Origin of the sequence: Phocaeicola plebeius DSM 17135 (assembly GCF_000187895.1) — a bacterium.
Classification (GTDB): domain Bacteria; phylum Bacteroidota; class Bacteroidia; order Bacteroidales; family Bacteroidaceae; genus Phocaeicola; species Phocaeicola plebeius.
Map to the genome: position 1 here is coordinate 85,365 of NZ_DS990127.1, position 20,134 is coordinate 105,498.

The window sequence follows — 20,134 nt, forward strand, 5'->3', positions numbered from 1 at the left end:
GACACGAATGAGTGAAAAGATATGATTGCACATTACCTGAAAATAGCTTGGCGTAACTTGCTGAAATACCGTATGCAGAGTGTGGTCAGTATTTTAGGACTGGCCGTGGGCTTGGCATGCTTTGCCCTTTCTGCCTTCTGGATACATTATGAGATGACGTACGATACGTTTCATCGTGATGCAGACCGTTTGTATCTGGTTGGAGTGAATGACGATAGTTTCGGCGGGTCTTCCGCGAGCTTCACGCCTTATGCCTTGGGACGTTACCTGAAGGAACATTATTCGGAAATTGAAGATTACTGTTTGTTTGAGGCAGAAACTTTTTTTGTGCTGAAAGATAACCGGATGCTGGAGTTGCCCATGCTTCTGCCCGATACTACCGCTTTGCGTATGCTGGACATCCGTGCTTTGGAGGGGGATGAAAGTTTTCTTCGTGCCGGTACTACAGATAACCGTATTGCTATTACGGAGAAGGCCGCAAAACAGCTGTTTGGCACTACGGATGTGATTGGCCAGACCGTGACCAATGCCAACTGGAACAAGGAATATACCATTGGCGCTGTAGTGAGCGACTGGGGAGTGCACACCAATTTCCCGTACGCCTTCCTGGGTAACGGAAGCGGACGGACAGGCTGGGACGATTACACCTACCGGACACTTGTCAAAGTGAAACCAGGTACGGATGTCTCCCGATTGCTGGAGAAGATGAATGCCCACTTCCCCGAAGAACTGACCAAAAGCAGGTATCAGGAGAACACGGGACTGACACGTTTCTACCTGGAGCCGCTGACGGGTCTTCGTGTCACGGAAGGTTTCATCCTTAAAAACAACCAGACGGTGCAGTTCCGTTATATCACCTGGTTTGCTGCTGTAGGTGGACTTATTATCGTTTGTGCTTTTATCAATTACCTGACAATCTACATTGACCGTTTCCGTACGCGCAAAAGAGAAATGGTGTTGCGGCAGGTTTGTGGGGCAGGACTGCGTTCGTTGGTTACTTTGCTTTGTACTGATTTTCTGCTGACAGTCCTGGCGGCCTTGGTTGTGGGGATGGTATTGGTAGAGTTGCTGATGCCGATTTTCCTCCGATATTCTCTGATTCAGGATGCCGACTATTCGAACTACCGTTCAATCTTGTTCTACATTCTGTCGGTATCGGTAGTCATGATGGCTATCGTAGTGCTGTGGGTATGGCTGTTTCAAAAGCGGTCATTGCATGGAAATATGCATACGGGCAATGCGCTTTCGGGTATCGCTTGGCGGAAGGGAAGTGTCATTCTTCAGCTGACAGTCTGTATGGCTTTCATCTTCTGTACGGTGGCCATGCAGCTGCAACTGCACCATTTGCGGAATGTGGATACAGGCATGGACTATCGCGGACGGGCAGCCGTCAGCATTTGGATGAATGTGGACATGAACGTATGGGCCGAGAAAATCAAGGCCTTGCCGATGGTGACGGAAGTGATACGCCCAGCCTATTGGCCGCTGCTGGGCGAAGGGGCTTATTCGTCGTTCCTGATAGATGGATATACAGGCATGGAAGGCCGGCTGGAGCAACCCCTGACCTTCGACGAAGTGCTGGCGGGTGAAGAGTTCTTCCGCTTTTACGACATGCAGCTGCTGTCTGGTGAATGGGTATCGGCCAAGTCGGAATACTGTCAGGTGAACATCATGGAGAGCACAGCCCGTCGTATGGGCTGGAATCCCGAAGAAGCTGTAGGCAAGCAACTGTTCTTCGTCAACCGCGAACAGGAGCCTATGACCGTTATCGGCGTAGTGAAAGACTGTGCCTACAAATCGCCTACCGCTGAGCTGCCTAACACTGTATTCGTCAACACTGACCAGATGAAGTGGATGCACGCCCGTTGCTTCGTACTCTTCAAATACCGTCCGGGAACGTGGGACGAATGTCGCCGTCGCATTGAAGAGATGCAGCGTGCCGAGCTGCCCGACCGTAAGCTCTTTCTCTATAGTGAAGAAGAACGTTACAACGATTATCTGAAGTCGGAAGATGCTTTGTCGTCATTGCTTGGGTTCTCATCGCTGGTGTGTATCTTCATTTCGATATTCGGTATCTACTCGCTGGTGACACTGGCATGCGAGCGGCGCCGCAAGGAGATAGCTATCCGTAAGGTAAACGGAGCTACGGTGAGTAATATCCTTACGCTGTTTTTCAGAGAATATGCTTTGCTGCTGGTCGTTTCTTCGCTGGTTGCCTTTCCAGCTGCCTGGTGGGTGATGAGACGTTGGATAGAACATTATAACCGTCAGGTGGAAATCGGATTCCTTCCATTTCTGCTGATTTTTGTCGGCGTTGCCCTTTGCGTGGCGGCTTGTATCGGGCATCGCATTTGGAAAACGGCAAATGAGAATCCGGCAGAGGTGATAAAGAGTGAATGATATAAAAGAATGATATAGAAATAAGAAAAGAAAACAATATGAACACACTACGCTATGCATTACGTTTCCTGCTCCGTGCACGGACGTACACACTGATTAATCTGTTGGGACTGGCATTCAGTCTGGCTTGCTGCATCATTTTGCTCCGATACATCCATCGGGAACTGACGGTCGATGCGCATGGACAGGATCTGTCAACCATTGTGGTGCCGCTTCGGGACATTGAGGGGACGGTATATCCAGGGGAGAATCCGGTGCGGGAGAGTGACGGAGTATTTGCATTTGACCGGAAATGGATACGCGAACAGTGCCGGGTAGTGGAGGAGGAGAACGCCTCCATTTTTTCCGGTGACCGGGCTTTCCAGTCGGATTTGTTTGCAGTAGATTCCACATTCTTTCATTTCTTTTCCTATCAGGTGGTAGAAGGAATTCTGGCTCTGTCTCGTCCGGATGTGGCGATTCTGACCGAGAAGTATGCCCGCAGGCTTTTTGGAAAGGAATCGCCCATCGGGAAAAAACTGATGTACGGTAAGTGGACGCTGACGGTGATAGGAGTGTTGAAAGAACCGGTCTGCAAGACTACATGGAACTTTGATTTGTTGGTATCGCGTCAACTGAAGCCTAACTGGGGCAAGCTGAATATCGAATTGATGAGAGTGGATCCGCATCTGAACCTGGAGGAAGTAAACAAGCAAACAAATGTGTATCGGAAGTATCCTTATGATGAGCGTGCGTTGTGCCGGTATAGATACATAGGTTGGAAAGATTTTTATTTCGAATCTTCCATAGCCGACAAATACAATCGTATCTTTCAGTTTGGCAACCGAAATTATGTGTATATTTTGTTGGGTGTGGACATCTTCTTGTTTTTAATAGGCATTTTGAGTTTCGTCAATTTGTATTCCGTCACCATGCTGAAGCGTACAAGGATGTACGGTCTGAAGAAAGTGTTTGGCATTTCCCGTGGCAGGCTCTTTGTCGAGATGTACCTGGAGAATCTGCTGATGATGGCTGGGGCAATCTTGTTGGCTTGGGGAATCATAGAACTTTCTTCCCGTTATATCACCCACCTGTTTGGAGAATCTGTGCCGGGCACCTTTTTTGACTGGGTACTGACGGGGAGTCTGCTGGTTGTGCTGCCTTTGTTGGCCTCTTTCGTTTTTTATGTACGCTACGGACTGAAGAATCCAGTCAGTTGCATGCGCTTCTATCAGGCCGGAAAGAGCAAGTCGGTCTATCGTCAGGTCTTTCTGTTTATACAGTATGCCATTACCATGTTGCTGATGATACTTGCCTTCTACTTCCAGCACCACTTTGATTTTCTGATGCATACTTCTCATGGTTATACTACACAGGGAATTTTGTCTGCCGATTTGTATCGGGAGAATAGCTATAGTGCTTACGAAAGTCTTACATCCGAGCAACAGCAAAGGCAATGGGCATGCCGGGAGGCCATTAATCAGAAACTGGATGAGTGTCCTTTCATAGAAAGTTGGATGACTTCTTCCCGGGACTTCCTGCGTGGTTATTTTACAGATATAATCAATGACAAAGGAGAGAAGTTTCCTTTGTACGTTATGTTTACTTCAACGGATTTCATGAAGATGTTAGGATTGAAAGTGAAGGAAGGACAGATAGGTGAAATTGATTCGTATGAGCATTATCAGATTGCTTTGAATGAGACTGCCATGAAGACTTTGGGGTATGATACCTTGGAAAAAGCGGCTGTGCGGAGTGTTTCGCCATTATGGATTGCCATGGTGCAAGGAAAGGTGGTGGAATACGGCACGTCCATGATGCAGGTAAATGCGGTGGTAAAAGATTTCTTCCCGCAACGACTTACCGATGGTGTTCCTCCGATGCTGCTGGTCATTTCCTCCAATTCATTGGGGGCTGCATTGATAAAAGCGGTACCCGGCAGAGAGAAAGAGCTTGTGCCATACTTGAAAAAGATAGAGCAGGAAGTGTATCACACGGATGATTTTACTTATCAGTGGATGGATGATAAAGTGGCAGAAATGTATAAGGACGACGAACGGACGTCCGATATTTATACCTTGTTCTCGTATATGGCTATTTGGGTTTCCTGCTTGGGCTTGTTGGGCATTTCCTTATTTGAGATTCGTCGCCGTTATCGGGAAATTGCCATTCGGAAAGTAAATGGAGCTACACGCCGCGATTTGTACCTTTTGTTGGTACGCAGGTATCTTTTGGTTCAGTTGCTTGCTTTTGTGGTAGCGGCTCCTGTGGCTTGGCTGATGATTCAGCATTACACTGCCACTTTTGTGGAAAAAGCTCCAGTCACTGTCGGCTTGTTCCTGATACCCTTCCTGGTGGTAATGGTATTGTCAGTCCTCACGCTGTACTGGCAGATGAACAGGGCCTCCCGCATCAACCCGAGTGAAGTAATGAAAAGTGAATAATAAAAAAGACAAATTTATATGAACATACTACGCTATGCATTACGTTTCCTGCTCCGTGCACGGACGTACACACTGATTAATCTGTTGGGACTGGCATTCAGTCTGGCCTGCTGCATCATTTTGCTTCGATACATCCATCGGGAACTGACGGTCGATACCCATTGTGTGGACCGGGAAAAAGTGTATGCCGTGCAAGTGAGGGTGTCTGGAGGTGCATATTGGGGCTCTTATGCAGCTTATCGGAATGACAGTGTACTGATTGCTCCTGAACTGATAGAGACGAAATGTAGTTTTGTTCCGTTGGAGAATGATTTTCTGGTCAGTGAGGGACACCGTTACCGTTGCAATGCCCTTGCTACGGACAGCACTTTTTTTCAATTGTTCTCTTATCCGCTGATACAGGGAGAAAAGAACCTGACCGATCCTTCTTCAGTAGTACTGACCCAATCGTATGCACGGGAGGTTTTTGGTTCGGACAACCCTGTCGGAAAGACAATCACTTATTCCAACGGACAAGAATATGTGGTGAAAGGAGTGATAGGGTTTCCTGTCAACAAAACCTGGCTGAATTTCGATATGCTTCTGGCTAATAGCTCTTCCAATAGTTGGGAGAAGATGCCGCTGGATTTATATCGTTTTGTGCCTGGAGCAGATATGAATAAACTTAATCAAGTAGGGAAACATCCACGCCGTCTGAATCCGCACTATCCGTCGGATACACGGGTGTACACCTTTCGTTTTGTACCTTTGAAAGAATGTTACTTTTCCAAGTTGGAAATAAGGGATAAAGCATCTATTTATGTATGGGGAGATTGGGGACAGTTGCAGATATTCATGGGTATCTGTGCGTTGCTGCTGGTTACCGGATTGCTGAACTTCATCAACCTTTACATGATTTTTATGCTCAAACGCACGCACGAATACGGTATACGCCGGGTGTTTGGAGCAGGAAGAGGAGCTGTCTTTGCACAGATTTTTGCCGAGAACTTTCTGCTTTCCGCTTTGGCGGTGCTGCTTGCGTGGGTATGCATTGAACTGACCCGGGTGCCCGTGTCCCGCTTTTTCGGGTTTGATTTTTCTTATACAGCTTTCGATGGGTATTTGTCCTTGGCGTTACTTGTATTCCTTCCGCTGGTAGCCTCGCTTTATCCGTATTTCCGTTTCACGCGTATCTTGCCTTCTGTCGGCATCCGTCTGGTGAGTACGGCCGGGCAGTCGGTACGGGCGAGGATGGGACTGTTGCTGTTACAATATGTACTTACCTTGATATTGGTGGTACTGGCATTTTATTTTAACCGTCAGCTCGATACTTTGCTGCATACAGACCCGGGGTATCGTACGGAGAATATTTTAGTGGCGCATCTGGCTCACGAATCAAAGGATTATTCGTCCTATCAGAATCCGGAAGACATACAGGCACGTGTGCAGCGAGTGAAACAACTTGGTGCCAAGATGAAAGCTTGCCCTGATATAGAGTATTGGGTAGCGGACCAATCTGCGCTGACCTCCAGTGATTTTGGAATGAAGTTTATAGGAAACAACGGGCGTACGGCTTTTTTGTATATGTGGTATGCCAATCCTTCTTTCTTCCGGCTTTATGAGCTGCGTTTTGTAGAGGGAACGCTTCCCTCAATGGAAGAGGAAGAAGATTGGGACAGGGAGTATTATGTGGTGAACCGTGCAGCACTGAAGGAGTTGGGGTATGATTCCTGTCAAGGAGCTACATTGATGTATGAAGATGACAAGATGAGGGCTCAAAACCCGGAAGCGCATCCTATTGTGGCGGTTATCGACGATTATTATGACGGACATATCAGTGCGGGTGTGCATCCGATGGTATTTGTGGTGCGACGTGGCTCTTCCGGTGACCTGTATACGTTGTCATACCGTCCGGGCCGTCTTGCTGCGGTGATGGATTACTTGAAAAAAGTGGAACGTGAAATATATGGCACAGAGGAATTTGAATATACATTGTTTTCCGACCAGGTGAAACAGATGTATGCGGCAGACCGTCGGATGGCAATGCTTTACACTGCGTTTGCCTTTATCGCCATTGTCGTATCCTGTCTGGGGCTGTTCGGCATTTCCCTGTTTGATATCCGCCAGCGTTACCGGGAGATTGCCATCCGCAAGGTGAACGGTGCCATGCTGAAAGACCTGTATGTGCTGTTGCTCCGCCGTTACGTGGGGATGCTGTTGCTGGCAGCCGTGGTGGCAGTGCCGCTGGCTTGGTTGGCCATCCATTATTATACTGCCGATTTGGTGGTGAAGGCTCCGGTGACGGTCGGTCTGTTCCTGGCAGCCTTCCTAATAGTGGCAGTGATTTCCGTGGCTACGTTGCTTTGGCAGGTGAACAAGGCTTCCCGCATCAACCCGAGTGAAGTAATGAAAAGTGAATAATAAAAAAGACAAATTTATATGAACACACTACGCTATGCATTACGTTTCCTGCTCCGTGCACGGACGTACACACTGATTAATCTGTTGGGGCTGGCATTCAGTCTGGCCTGCTGCATCATTTTGCTTCGATACATTCATCGGGAACTGACGGTCGATACCCATTGTGTGGACCGGGAAAATGTGTATGTGTCACGTTGTCAGATTGGCGAGAACGATGCATTGGTTTCTTCCACATTGAATGGTGATACGCTGGCTGTAGACCCGTCACTGGTCATGCAACGTTCACGGGTCACACTGCTGGATCATGACATGATACGTTACAAGGACAATCGTTTGCAGGTAAATATGATAGTGGCCGATACGACCTTTCTGAAACTGTTCCGTTATCAGCTGTTACAAGGAGAGTATTCCCTTTCAAAGCCAGGGATGGCCTTGTTGAGTGAGCACCTGGCACATAAGTTGTTTGGCAAGCAGAATCCCATTGGAGAGACCTTTGTCCTGTCTACCGGGAAATCAGTGACGGTATCCGGAATCTTCGCTACTCCGGAAAATAAGTCTATCTTGCAGGTAGATGCCATTCTTTCTGAAATGCCTGGAGCACTTTGGGAAAGAATGCCCATGGAGTTTGTCCGTTTTGTGCCAGGAGCGGATATTCAGAAATTAAATGAGGCAGGCAAGATCTTGCGTCCTACGCAGGTGGGAGACGGCAGCATGTACACTTTCTCCCTCCTGTCACTGAAGGATGTATATTGGGAGTCACGCTTGTTGTACCGCACTTCTCCTACGATGTGTGTGTCGGGCAACAGGGCTCAGTTGTATGTTTTGTCGGCCATGTGTATCTTTATATTCTTTATAGGTCTGCTTAATTACATCAATTTGTATGCGGTGCTGTTGGGCAAGCGATTACGGATTTATCTACTTCATCGGGTGTGGGGAGCAGGCTTCCGTCCTCTCTTCATGTTGGTGTACTGGGAAAATCTGGTGCTGTCGGTCTTGTCGTTGTTGCTGGCCTGGACAGTGGTGGAACTTGCCCAACCTTTTGTCAACCGTTTGTTTGACACGGTGTTTACCGTAGGGACGTTTGATGTATGGGTATCATTGTCTCTTTTGGTGTGGTTGCCGTTGCTCATATCATTATGCACGGTAGTTCGGTGCTGGAAATCCCCGTTGGGTATGTCGCTGGTTCGTTCGGGGAATGACAGGAAGTCAATACGCTTGCGTCAGGGATTCCTGTTCGTGCAATATACGGTGACCATTGTACTGGTTGTCCTTGCTTTGTTCTTCCATCGTCATCTCAACTTGCTGTTGAATACTCCACCGGGATTTCAGGTGGAAAATGTGATTCATGCCAACTTAGTGTATGAGTCGACTGACTATGCCTCTTATACCGATGAATCGATACAAGCCCGGAAGCAGCGGGTTGCGCAGATTGATGAGGCGTTGAGCAAATGTCCAGACATCGTGAACTGGACAGCTGGTTTGTATTCCATTTTGGATTTCGACTATACGGCGGAGTTTCAGAATGCGAAGGGAGAAACCGTTTCATTGAATCAGAATTTTTCCACTCCCGAATTTTTTACCTTGTTCAATTTGAAGCTTGTGGAAGGGAAACTGCCCGTTGAAGAAGACGGGTTTGTGGTGAATCGGGCGGCTTTGCGTGTTTTGGGATACACCTCTTTAGAGGGAGCTACCGTGTTGGATCTCCGTATGAAAGAATTTGTTCCGGATTTGCAGGCCCGTCCCATTGTGGGAGTGATAGAGGATTATTATAGCGGACATATCTCCAAAGGAGTACGTCCCATGCTGTTCATGGTTTCTCCTACTATGCGGGGAGACGTGTATCAGATAGCATGTCAGCCGGGCAAACTTTCTCAGGTGATAGATTATCTGCGGAAGCTGGAAAGGGAAGTATATGGTACGGAAAACTTTCAGTATTCGTTGCTGAAGGATGATGTGCAGAAGTTGTATAAATCCGATCAGCAGGTAGCTACCATTTACTCGGCTTTTGCCTTTATTGCCATTGTCATTTCCTGTCTGGGCCTGTTGGGTATTTCCTTGTTCGACATCCGCCAGCGTTACCGGGAGATTGCCATCCGCAAGGTGAACGGTGCCATGCTGAAAGACTTGTATGTGCTGTTGCTTCGCCGTTACGTGGGGATGCTGTTGCTGGCAGCCGTGGTGGCAGTGCCGCTGGCTTGGCTGGCCATCCATTATTATACTGCCGATTTGGTGGTGAAGGCCCCGGTGACGGTCGGTCTGTTCCTGGCAGCCTTCCTGATAGTAGCGGTGATTTCCGTGGCTACGTTGCTCTGGCAGGTAAACAAGGCATCCCGTATCAATCCGAGTGAAGTAATGAAAAATGAATAAAGAAAAGCAAGAATGAATCTATGATGATTACGCATTATTTGAAAGTAGCCTTCCGCAATTTGTGGAAATACAAGACACAGCATCTGATTGCGTTGGCTGGAGTAGGGGTGGCCTTGCTGTGTTTCAGTATCTGTCTCTACGTGGTCCGTTATGCTTTCAGCATGAATCATTGTTTTGCAAACTATGAACGGATTGCCGAACTCAATATTCGTGACATGAAAGATGGGAAGGTGTTGGATCGCACTCCTGCGACGTTGGCCGAGGAACTGCGTCTTCAAAAGCCGGATGGGATTGAGGCGTTGTGTGTGGTGGATTATTCACCGATAGAACGGCCTTTTAACGTGGAGATGCCCGACGGGAAGCAGTTACCTTATTCCTTCGCCGTGGCAGAGACTGATTCTTCCTTCTTCCAAGTATTGACTCCTAAGATTTTGTACGGTTCGGCTGAGGTGAGCAAGATGATGCCAAATTCATTGGTCGTGAGCGAAAGTATGGCACGCCGGGTATATGGGGATATTCGCCAGGCAGTAGGAAAACAGCTGGTACTGATGCGCCGGTTGTACACTTCGCCGGATTCTACTCCACGTACCGGTGGAACGGTTTATACCATTCAGGCAGTGATTGAGAATATTCCAGAGAACAACAGTATTGCTTTTATGAAGCATCTGGATATGTTTTCCCTCAACGATTCGGAAGGAATCATCCAGAATGATGCCCGTTATGCCATTATCAGTTCCTTTACGTATGCGTTGCTGCGTGAGGGTTTTACTCTGGAGCAACTCAATGAGTGGTTTTATCGTAGTGAACAGACGCATCGGATGCATGATACAAGCTTTGCGGTGGAAGCTCATCCGATGGGGGATAGGGACTGGAATGGGGGACTGCTTCGTACGATGGTATGGACTACAATGGTAGCCGGGGTATTGATTTTACTGGTGGCCTTGCTTAATTTCTTTCATCTGCTCGCGGGGGCTTTCCTTACTCGTATGCGTGAATTCAGTATCCGGCGAATGGCGGGAGCGTCCGGAGGCAGTCTTTTTGTTCAACTGTTCACACAGTCTGCCTTGTTGGTTTTGCTGGCCGGCTTGTTGACTGGTGTCTGCATCGAGGTGATGGCTCCCTGGTTGAGACTGGAAATGGCCGGTTTGTCTTTGCAATTTGACGCTTCTCTGCTGATGGTACAGAGCCTTGAGTATTTGGCTGGCCTGTTGGGAGTATGTGCTTGGGTGTGTGGAATAGTCGTGTGGAAGGTACGTCGCACGCAGGTGCATGCGGGGGTATCGGGCGGTGTACACCGGGGAGGAAAGAGACGACTGCGGAATCTGTTGTTGGGAGTGCAGTTGTTCATCTGTTGGGTTTTTATCTCACTGGCAGCGGCACTTTATCTGCAATCGGATAAAACGGGACGTACCTTGTTCGGGACATTGAGCTTGGAGGAGAAAGAGCAGATTTTGAGCATTCCGATGGATTTTTCCTTTATGAACGTCGTGCAGAAGCAGGATCTGATACATCAGTTTAAAAACTTGTCGGGAGTCGAAGAGGTACTTCCGGCCGACATCAATTATTTGGGAGGTGTTTCCGGTACGGGTATGTATACGGAGAAAGATAATAAAGGCAGTTATGTGGATGTAAATGTGATGCGTATAACTTCCGGCTTCTTTCGTTTCATGCACATTCCGATGCGGTCGGGACATACGCCGCGTGAATCGTCCGATTTGGTGATAGACGAGGCATTATCTCATCGTCTCGGAACGGACATCATGGGGAAACCGCTTTATAATTTTGACGGAGATGCCTACACGGTTAAAGGAGTGTGCCAGACATTTGTGTCCAGTGTGTATTATGATAGTGAAGGATTTATATTCCTCCTGAGCGGGTTCGACGATTATTGTGGGCATTGCTATGTGAAGTGTAAGGAAGGGCAGACGGAAACCGTCTTTCAGGAGGTCAGGAAGATACTGAAAAAGACGTTGCCGGAAAGTGTGGAAGTGAAGGTAAGCACGTTCATGGACGACATCCGTGAGTCACAGGCGCTTGAGTTCAAGCTCCGCGGAATTGTATTGTTCTTTTCGGTAGTGGTACTGGTGATTTCGTTGTTGGGCGTGTATTCAGCCGTGACCATCGACACGGAATATCGGCGGAAGGAGATGGCTATCCGAAAGATCAACGGTGCCGGAATGCGTCAGATAGTCTGGCTGTTTGCCCGGCTTTATGTTACTTTATTGACGGTGACGGCTGTGTTGGGATTTGCGTTGGTTGAATTCTTGTTGAGGCAGTTTAGTACCTTGTATACGGTGTTCTTCCAGCATGGGGTGGCTTTCTATTTTTTCCTCTTCCTGAGTGTCTCCTTGTTCGTCGCTCTTACGGTAGCTTTCCGTATTTGGCAGGTGTCCCGGGTGAATCCGGCAGAAGAAATCAAGCGGGAGTGATGAGATAATATGGTTATATAGTTTCAAGAGAGATAAAAATATGATTGCACATTATTTGAAAGTGGCTTTTCGCAATTTGTGGAAATACAAGACTCAGCATATCGTTTCAGTTTTTTGTCTGGCGATAGGAGTCTTGGCTTTTTCACTTATGATTCGCTTTGTAAGTGTAATGAGCGAAAGGGCTGATTATATAGGAGGCGAACGGGCTATGCAACTGAATATTAGTAAAAAGGATTTTGCCGGTGATATTCCTTTCTATGAAGAAGATGTCCGGAGGCTGGAAAACCAGGTTACAGGTATGCTGGATTCTATCTCAGCCTTTTCCTATGAGGCCAATATGGATGTGGAGGTGGTAGGAATAGATGGGAATGAAACCCCGTATCAGGTGACTTACAAAGTGGCAAATTCTTCTGCTTTTCTGTTTTGGAAATTACCTTTGCTCTATGGTTCCCGCTTGCCGGAAAAAGAAGATGAAATCATTGTGTCTGCTTCTTTTGCTAGAAAGATAGCAGGGGGTGACAATCCGGTCGGTCGGGTGGTCCGGATTGCATCGCAGACCTCTGCCAATGGTATTACGGATTATTGGATTGTAAATGTAGTAGCCGAAAATGAGAATGGCGGTTCGCCGAGGACAGAATGTTGGTTCCCTTTGTCATTGAAACCAAAGGCCTGGCTTCAAGTCTATGCTCTGCGTGAGCAGGGAATTTCTCCAGAATCGCTGAAAAAACGCTTGGCAAGGATGACTTGGGTGCGTGGAGAGGAGGTGATGCATGTGAAGGCTTTTTCTTTAAAAGAACTGGAGGAAAGCAGGAATACAGACTTGGCCCGTTTTTTCTTGCTCTTCATTTCTTCCTTGATTCTGCTGTCGGGACTGATTAATTTCCTGAAGTTTACATTTCAAATGTTTTATGCCCGTCAGCGGGAGCTGGCTTTACGTAAATGTGTGGGCTCTGATTCAAAGGGCATATTCTTGTTGCTGTTTTTTGAGGTGTTCATAATGCTGACCATAGCTTGGTTTCTTTCTTTGATTATGGGGGAGGTGGCGATTCCGTTGGCCCGTACTTGGCTGCCTGCTGAGAATATCGTCTGGATGTCTGCCTCGTCTGTTTACAGCCTGCATACACTTGTTTATTTGGGTACATTGTTGCTCTGCACTCCTTTGTTAATACTCCCGGTATGGCGGGTTCGTAGGGTGAGCCTGATTCGTCTGATTCAGTTTAATCGCGGGAAACATATTTTTCGTTCCCTGATGATTGGTGTTCAACTTGCAGTGTGCGTATTCTTCTTGGGAGCGGTTATGGTTGTTCATCTATCGTATACAGAACTGTTTGGAAAAACATATGTTCCTTTGGATACGGAGGAAGAAGAACGGAGCCTTTCTCTTTCTTTGGATACGGAACGTATTCGCCAACATTGGGATGAAATTCGTTCAGGCCTGGCTGCTTTGCCTGAAATTGAACGTTTGGTCACACTGGGGGATGAAACTTTAGACGGAAATCTATCTTCCTATCTTTATACCTCCTATCAGAAAGCAAATCATTCAGAGGTACGGGTTGCTGTAGCTCAGGGAGATCCGGCTTATTTTGATTTTTTCCATATTCCGCTGGCTGGGAAACAGATGGATGCAGAAACGGAAGGATATGTGTATGTCAATGAGAATTTTGCCGATTTGCTACAAACTGAACATACAGACGGTACGGTGATGCTTGATGGACGAAGCTATCGGATTGCAGGGGTGTATCATGAACTTTATAAGCAGGTGATACTGGATGGACGGATGAATTTGTCGGTATTTTTTCCTTCTTCTCAGGCGACTACTTGTTTGCTGAAAATTGCATCAGGGAATGAGGTGGATAAAGTAAAGGAAGAAGTAATTGCTTTGTGTCGTCAATATGTTCCGGAAACATTACCATTGCACATTCGAAAGCTGGGTGATGTCCGGCAAACAGACAGTGCTACTATTGGAATGATGAAATATGTAATGGGAATACTGGCCGTCGTTAGTATTTTGTTAGTGGTGTTAAGTGTGTATTCATCGGTGGTAATGGATGCGGAAACCAGACGAAAGGAAGTAGCCATTCGTAAAATCAATGGAGCCTCTCCATGGGATATTGGTTTGCTATTTGCGCGAGGGTATGTTGTGATTTTTCTGATTGCTTTCGGGGTGACTTATCCGGTGTTGAGACTTGCTATGATTCAGGCATTGAGCGATTCTGGTTTGCAATCCGTTTATGGTTGGGCGTGGGGACTCTGTCTGTTTGTCGTAGTCGCCTGTCTGGTTGGACTGACCGCATGCTGGCAGATATACCGGGTTATGCGGTTGAATCCGGCAGAAGAGATCAAGCGGGAGTGATATAAATGTAGTATAATAACCTAAAATGAATAAATAACCATGAGAAAACAAGTATTAGCCTGTCTGCTCTTAGGTGCATTGGGGGCACAGGCACAAGAGAAATTTGTGGTGGAAGGACAGTTGAAGAATATTCCCGACGGAACCGTGTTCTATTTGATGAAGCAAGAGGGTAACGTGGGGAGTATGGCAGCTACCGATACGCTGCAGAACGGGACATTCCGTTTTGAACTGACTACCGCCGGAAACGAGCTGGAAAGTTATGGCTTGATGGCACGTGATGATACGAAATTCCCACCCATGTTGCTTGAACTATGGGTAAATCCTGGCAGTCATCTGCTCATACAAGGAGAGAATCCGTATATTTACTCCTGGAAAGTAGAGAGCGATGTCAAGGAGCAGCAATTCCAGCAGCAGCTGATACAGGCTTCCCATAAGGAATGGGAGGAATTTCAGCGGTTGACCATGCAAGAGTTTGAACTGATGAGGTCGGCTGCGCAGGGAGGAAACAAAGAACAGGCCCGTGCGCAAGCAGACAGTCTGCAACAGCTGACAGAGAAGTTGAGTGATCAGATTGCCCAGCATAATATTGCGATTATGAAACAATCGCCGATTAATGCAGCCTGGATGGGTGAATTGCATCGGATGGGGATGTCGGTAAAGTTCCGTAAAGATTATCCGTATAAAAAAGAAGTGCAGCAGTTGTACAACCTGCTGGATGACGCACAGAAAGAAACGTCCATTGGGAAGAGTGTGTATCTGGCCTTGAATCCGCCGACTGTAGTGAAAGTAGGCGAGGAAGCTGCCGATGCGGATATGTACGACTTGGAAGGAAAAGTTCACCGCCTGGCTGAGTTTCGCGGGAAATACATCTTGCTGGACTTCTGGAGCCGGGGATGTGGTCCTTGTATCATGTCGCAACCGGAGCTGAAGGAAATCAGTGAGATGTACAAGGACAGCCTGGAGGTGGTCAGCCTGAGCATTGAGAACCGGAAGGGATGGGAAGAGGCTTCTAAATCGCATGCCATGACTTGGAATAATTGGAACGATTTGGAAGAGAACAACGGACTGTATGCTCGTTATGGTGTCAGAGGAATTCCCCATTTTGTATTGATTTCGCCGGAAGGAAAGGTGGTTGACAGCTGGAGTGGATATGCAAAAGGTTGGCTGAAACTGAAAATTAAAGGTTCGATGGCTCCCAAACAGCCGATGTGTATCGAATGGAAAGACGGTCACAAACTGGTGCATCATCCGCGGAAGAAAACAGAACAGATGGAGGTGCTGACCATCCGTCAGGTGGAGTTGACCGACTCGGCTACGGTACTTCGCGTGCATGCACGGTATATTCCAAATTATTGGATTCGGTTGGACAAAGCGACTTTTTTGATGTCGGACAAGGGGGTGAACTATCCGCTTCTGCGCAGTGAAGGTTTCGCGATAGGCGAGCAGGTGTTTATGCCTGATAGCGGAGAAATGGATTTCACGCTCTATTTTGCTCCGCTGCCGAAAGATACCCGCTGGTTTGACTTTTCGGAAGGCGAGCACGTGGAAGGGGGATACTATATCGAGGGTATCCGTCTGACAGAATAAGAGATGAACTAAAAAACGATGTGTTATGATATTGAATGTAGTATTGAAAATGATTTTGCGAAGCTGGTGGCGGAACAAGGTGTTTTTCCTTGTTTCAGTAGCCAGTCTGGCATTGGGATTGGCTTGCACCAACCTGCTGATGACCTACTTCGTGCACGAGCATGGGTTGGAAGGACGTAATCCGGACCGTGACCGCATGTTTTTCCTGCGGCAGGATGACCCGATGACGGAGGGGAAACGAGTGGCCTTTGCCGGCGCAGAGATTCCTCCGCAGCTGAAGCAAAGCTATGCCGAGGTAGAGGACTTTCTCCGGTTAGGAAAACTGGATTTGCTCTACTGCAAGGTGAACGAGCAGAAGGTGGAAGGTGATTTTAAGATGTTGTCGGCCGATACGACCCTGACGAGCTTTTTTGATTACCGTACGGAAGAAGGTAGTTTGAGTCAGGTACTTTGTCAACCGGGGAAGGTGGCGTTGAGTGAGGCTTGTGCCCGTCACCTTTTCGGAGGGAAACAAGCGGTAGGAAAGCAGGTAGAGGCACATTTCCGTTTTGGAGAGGCCCGTACGTATGAAGTGGCAGCAGTACTTAAGGAGCGTGAACAATCGCTTCTGCAGTTTGACATGTTGATAGCACACGACCCTGATTTCTTCTGGGGTGGACTTACACTGCTGAAGCTGACTCCGGGTACGGATGCGGGTCATCTGGCCGATAAGCTGAATGCGGACAAGGTACCTACACTGATGCCCGGTCAGACGAAATATTACTTGGATCCGCTGGACGCCATTTGTTTCACTACTCCCGACGATGCTTCCCAGCAGACACTCGATTATGTCAGTCAGACACCCGTGCAGACTCTCTATATCAGTCTGCTGGCAGCCGTGCTGATACTGATTATTGCTTGCTGCAACTATACCAATATGAGTTTGAGCCGCTTGCTGCAACAGCTTCGTATGATTCATGTGGAGAAATTGATGGGGGCTACCTTGCGCAATATCCGTCTGCAACTTTTCGGGGATGCTTTTCTGACGGTGCTGCTGGCATTCGGCTTGTCCATTCTGTTGGTCAACGACTGTCTGTCACTGTTTAATGACCTGTTGGGTTCGCGGTTAACCATGACGTTCTTCTTCAGTAGTCAGATGTTGCCGTGGTTGCTATTATTCATTCTGTTGATGTCGGTAATACCGGCGTGGTATATCAGCTGTCGTCTGTCACGCTTGTCGTTCACGGAGTACCGCACCCTTTACAGTGGCCGACGCAAACAGCGTTTTGTAGCGGTACTGGTAACAGTGCAGTTCGTGATTTCCATCGGATTGTTGCTGGCTACGCTGACAGCACGCAACCAAATGGAACTGATCCGCCAGCGGGCTTCGCGTTACGAGGGCTGCATTGAGATAGGGGATGCCTTTGGTGCTCCGTTGGCTCCCTTCAAGACGGAACTGGAAAAACGGGTGAAAGGGATTGAATCCATAACACTTTCCAAGGCTTCGGTGCTCAATGCCTGGATACGTCAGTTGAACGTGCAGCGCCCTGGTGGGAAGGAAGTGCGTACCAATCTGCTGACATTGGAAGGCGACTCCACGTTGCTGCGTACCTTGCGCATTGAACAGTTGAGTGGAGAATCTCCTTCTCGTCTGTTGGAGCGTCAGGCTTCTCCTGTACTGGTGAACGAGAGTTTTGTTCGCTTGTTAGTGCCTGCGGGTACGGAGGTCGTGGGGCATGCCTTGCGCGAGTTCGATACGGAAACAAAAGACAGTCTGGCTGTAATTGCAGGGGTGGTGCGCGACTTTTCCGTCAATTCGCTGGAAGAAGCGGTAACACCTCTTGTCATCACGCTGTTGTCGGCAAGTGACTTGCAGAAAGGATTCTATTTGCAACTGCGTCTTCGTCCGGAAAACCGTGAAGAAACTTTGCAGCAGATAGAAGCCGTATGGAATGAAATGAATCCTAACCAACCTTTCGGTTATGCAGATATGCACCGGGATTTTATGGCACGTAACGGGAAAGTGCTTTCTTTGTCGCATATCCTGACTTTCTATGCTGTGATTGGGCTGTTGCTGACAGGTTTCGGATTGTTTGGCATTGCCTGGTATGCCACCCGTCAGCGGATACGCGAAATCAGTATCCGCAAGGTGCATGGAGCAACACGGGGGCAGATTATCTGGCTGCTTAACAAGCCGTTCTGTATCTATGCTGTAGTAGCGTATGTAGTGGCCATGCCTGTCGGCTGGTGGTTCATGATGCATTGGCTGGAGCAGTTTGCGTACCGTGCCCCGCTTTCAATTGGTATCTTTGTGTGGCCGTTGCTGGTGGTGTGGGGCATCTCAGCGGTCATTGTCTGCCTGCAGGGTTGGATATTGAGTCGGGTAAATCCGGTAGAATGTATAAAACAAGAGTAATATCATTAAAATAAAATTTTGAAGTATGATTAAGACAGAAAATTTACAGAAAGTATTCCGCACAGATGAAGTGGAAACTTGGGCATTGAATAATGTAAGTATCGAAGTGAAGGAAGGAGAGTTCGTGGCTATCATGGGCCCTTCAGGTTGTGGAAAATCTACCTTGCTGAATATCTTGGGACTACTGGACAATCCCACGGGAGGCAAGTATTTCTTGAACGGGACAGAAGTGGGTGGTTATACTGAATCGCAGCGTACTTCCTTGCGTAAGGGAGTGATTGGTTTCGTATTCCAGAGCTTCAATCTGATTGACGAGTTGAACGTATTTGAGAACATCGAACTGCCCTTGCTGTATTTGGGCGTACCTTCGGCAGAACGTAAGCGGAAAGTGGAGGCTGCCATGGAGCGGATGGGGATTACACATCGTGCCAAGCATTTCCCGCAGCAGTTGTCGGGTGGACAACAGCAACGTGTGGCTATTGCCCGTGCTGTAGTATCAGGACCGAAGCTGATTCTGGCCGATGAGCCTACCGGTAACCTGGACTCCAAGAACGGACGGGAAGTGATGGAATTACTTACCGAGCTGCATAAGGAAGGCACCACCATTGTGATGGTGACTCACTCGCAGCATGATGCCGGTTTTGCCGACCGTGTTATTAATCTCTTCGACGGACAGGTGGTAACGGAAGTGAACCTTTAAAATAAGGTTTAGGCTTGTTTCTTAAACTGGCCGGGCGACATTCCGCAGTAACGTTTGAAAAACTTGCTGAAAGAAGCCTGGTCAGAGAAACAGAGCTTTTCGGCCACGTCTTGCACGCTGTTGGCCGGATTGAGCAGACAGACTTTCGCTTCTTCTATCAGGCTTTCGCTGATGAGCTGGTTGGCTGTCTTGCCATAGAGTTTCTTTAACTTGGCCGATAACGCATCAGGGGATACGTAGAGTTGGTCGGCATACCATTTTACGGTGTGGTGATAACGGCAATTGGTATGCATCAGGTATAGAAAACGAGGGAGGGTATCTTTCCAGCGGAAAGAATGCTCGAACTCGTTTTCTTGTTTATACATGCGGAAGATTATGTTCCATACTTCCAGGATGAGGGAACGAAGCGTGTTTTCCAGCATTTCAACCAGGAAATGATTCTCTTTTTGCTGAAGGGTGTGGCGTAGCATGTCCACATGTGATTGTATCCGGAGAAGATCCTGTTTTTCTAATGGGATAAACGGCTCCAGTACGTGTCTGTATACATAGGCTGCGACCTTGGAACGGATGCATTCGGCTGCCTGCAAAAAAATCTCCCTTCGGGTTATGAGCAGACATCCTTCGAAATCACGGTCTGTTTTCAGGTCGCTCCATTGGTAAGGTTCGATAAACTCGATGTAGGAAGGAGCAGGAATGACGGTCCGCTTGTCATTGGTCTGTATGCTGATTTCTCCTTTTAATACGAGCAAAGACACCGTATGCTGTGTGTCGATACTTCCTTTCTGGAATTGATTTTCTCCCCGTACGGTGAAGATACCCATTTGTTCATTGTACACCATATCTCGCTCCGTTCCGTCTGCTTGCAGCGTCGGAACCAGCCACTTTGTAAACGCATATTCTTTCATTTTGTATCTCGTTGTTGTATTTGCGCATCTAAAATACAGACATAAATCGTAGCCTGAAAACCTTTTTGTATGTTTTAGAAATCATAAACAGAATAAATGCTAAAGCACGGATTCAGACAAATGTTCTTAGGAATGGAACAAGTAAGTAGTCTTTCCCGCCTTCTAAATTTGCATC

10 protein-coding genes are annotated in these 20,134 nt (G+C 47.7%); 9 read left to right on the forward strand and 1 reads right to left on the reverse strand.

Annotated elements, in window-relative coordinates; all coding sequences use genetic code 11:
• Positions 1-21: 21 nt before the first annotated feature.
• From BACPLE_RS07330 to BACPLE_RS07370, 9 genes are read left to right on the forward strand one after another with little or no spacing between them, the layout of a single operon-like run.
• A complete protein-coding gene (locus BACPLE_RS07330) occupies positions 22-2,400 on the forward strand; it encodes an ABC transporter permease (RefSeq protein ID WP_007560392.1) in 2,379 nt (792 codons plus the stop codon).
• A gap of 38 nt (positions 2,401-2,438) precedes the next feature.
• Positions 2,439-4,823, forward strand: a complete 2,385-nt coding sequence (locus tag BACPLE_RS07335; RefSeq protein ID WP_007560394.1) for an ABC transporter permease — start codon at positions 2,439-2,441, stop codon at positions 4,821-4,823.
• Positions 4,824-4,841: 18 nt separating this feature from the next.
• The gene (locus tag BACPLE_RS07340) at positions 4,842-7,223 is read left to right on the forward strand and encodes an ABC transporter permease (RefSeq protein WP_040312625.1); all 2,382 of its coding nucleotides are present in this window, start codon (positions 4,842-4,844) and stop codon (positions 7,221-7,223) included.
• A gap of 18 nt (positions 7,224-7,241) precedes the next feature.
• Positions 7,242-9,590 (forward strand): ABC transporter permease, encoded by a 2,349-nt coding sequence (locus BACPLE_RS07345; RefSeq protein ID WP_040312627.1) that lies wholly within the window; start codon positions 7,242-7,244, stop codon positions 9,588-9,590.
• 20 nt (positions 9,591-9,610) lie between these two features.
• Complete coding sequence (locus BACPLE_RS07350) at positions 9,611-12,019, forward strand: ABC transporter permease (protein ID WP_007560400.1); 2,409 nt, start codon at positions 9,611-9,613, stop codon at positions 12,017-12,019.
• A gap of 40 nt (positions 12,020-12,059) precedes the next feature.
• Positions 12,060-14,372, forward strand: a complete 2,313-nt coding sequence (locus tag BACPLE_RS07355; RefSeq protein WP_007560402.1) for an ABC transporter permease — start codon at positions 12,060-12,062, stop codon at positions 14,370-14,372.
• Between the two features lie 39 nt (positions 14,373-14,411).
• On the forward strand, positions 14,412-15,959 hold the full coding sequence (locus BACPLE_RS07360; RefSeq protein ID WP_007560404.1) for a TlpA disulfide reductase family protein: 1,548 nt from the start codon (positions 14,412-14,414) through the stop codon (positions 15,957-15,959).
• 25 nt (positions 15,960-15,984) lie between these two features.
• Positions 15,985-18,354, forward strand: a complete 2,370-nt coding sequence (locus BACPLE_RS07365; protein ID WP_007560406.1) for an ABC transporter permease — start codon at positions 15,985-15,987, stop codon at positions 18,352-18,354.
• Positions 18,355-18,379: 25 nt separating this feature from the next.
• The gene (locus BACPLE_RS07370) at positions 18,380-19,054 is read left to right on the forward strand and encodes an ABC transporter ATP-binding protein (RefSeq protein ID WP_007560407.1); all 675 of its coding nucleotides are present in this window, start codon (positions 18,380-18,382) and stop codon (positions 19,052-19,054) included.
• An 8-nt stretch (positions 19,055-19,062) separates the two neighbouring features.
• Here the strand turns inward: BACPLE_RS07370 and BACPLE_RS07375 are convergent, their stop codons facing one another.
• Positions 19,063-19,959, reverse strand: a complete 897-nt coding sequence (locus BACPLE_RS07375; protein WP_007560409.1) for a helix-turn-helix domain-containing protein — start codon at positions 19,957-19,959, stop codon at positions 19,063-19,065.
• Positions 19,960-20,134 lie beyond the last annotated feature (175 nt).

Excerpts from the sequence above, each read along its gene's own strand:
- BACPLE_RS07330 (WP_007560392.1), top strand. The coding sequence starts at position 22 with ATGATTGCACATTACCTGAAAATAGCTTGGCGTAACTTGCTGAAATAC.
- BACPLE_RS07335 (WP_007560394.1), top strand. The coding sequence starts at position 2,439 with ATGAACACACTACGCTATGCATTACGTTTCCTGCTCCGTGCACGGACG.
- BACPLE_RS07340 (WP_040312625.1), top strand. The coding sequence starts at position 4,842 with ATGAACATACTACGCTATGCATTACGTTTCCTGCTCCGTGCACGGACG.
- BACPLE_RS07345 (WP_040312627.1), top strand. The coding sequence starts at position 7,242 with ATGAACACACTACGCTATGCATTACGTTTCCTGCTCCGTGCACGGACG.
- BACPLE_RS07350 (WP_007560400.1), top strand. The coding sequence starts at position 9,611 with ATGATGATTACGCATTATTTGAAAGTAGCCTTCCGCAATTTGTGGAAA.
- BACPLE_RS07355 (WP_007560402.1), top strand. The coding sequence starts at position 12,060 with ATGATTGCACATTATTTGAAAGTGGCTTTTCGCAATTTGTGGAAATAC.
- BACPLE_RS07360 (WP_007560404.1), top strand. The coding sequence starts at position 14,412 with ATGAGAAAACAAGTATTAGCCTGTCTGCTCTTAGGTGCATTGGGGGCA.
- BACPLE_RS07365 (WP_007560406.1), top strand. The coding sequence starts at position 15,985 with ATGATATTGAATGTAGTATTGAAAATGATTTTGCGAAGCTGGTGGCGG.
- BACPLE_RS07370 (WP_007560407.1), top strand. The coding sequence starts at position 18,380 with ATGATTAAGACAGAAAATTTACAGAAAGTATTCCGCACAGATGAAGTG.
- BACPLE_RS07375 (WP_007560409.1), bottom strand. The coding sequence starts at position 19,959 with ATGAAAGAATATGCGTTTACAAAGTGGCTGGTTCCGACGCTGCAAGCA.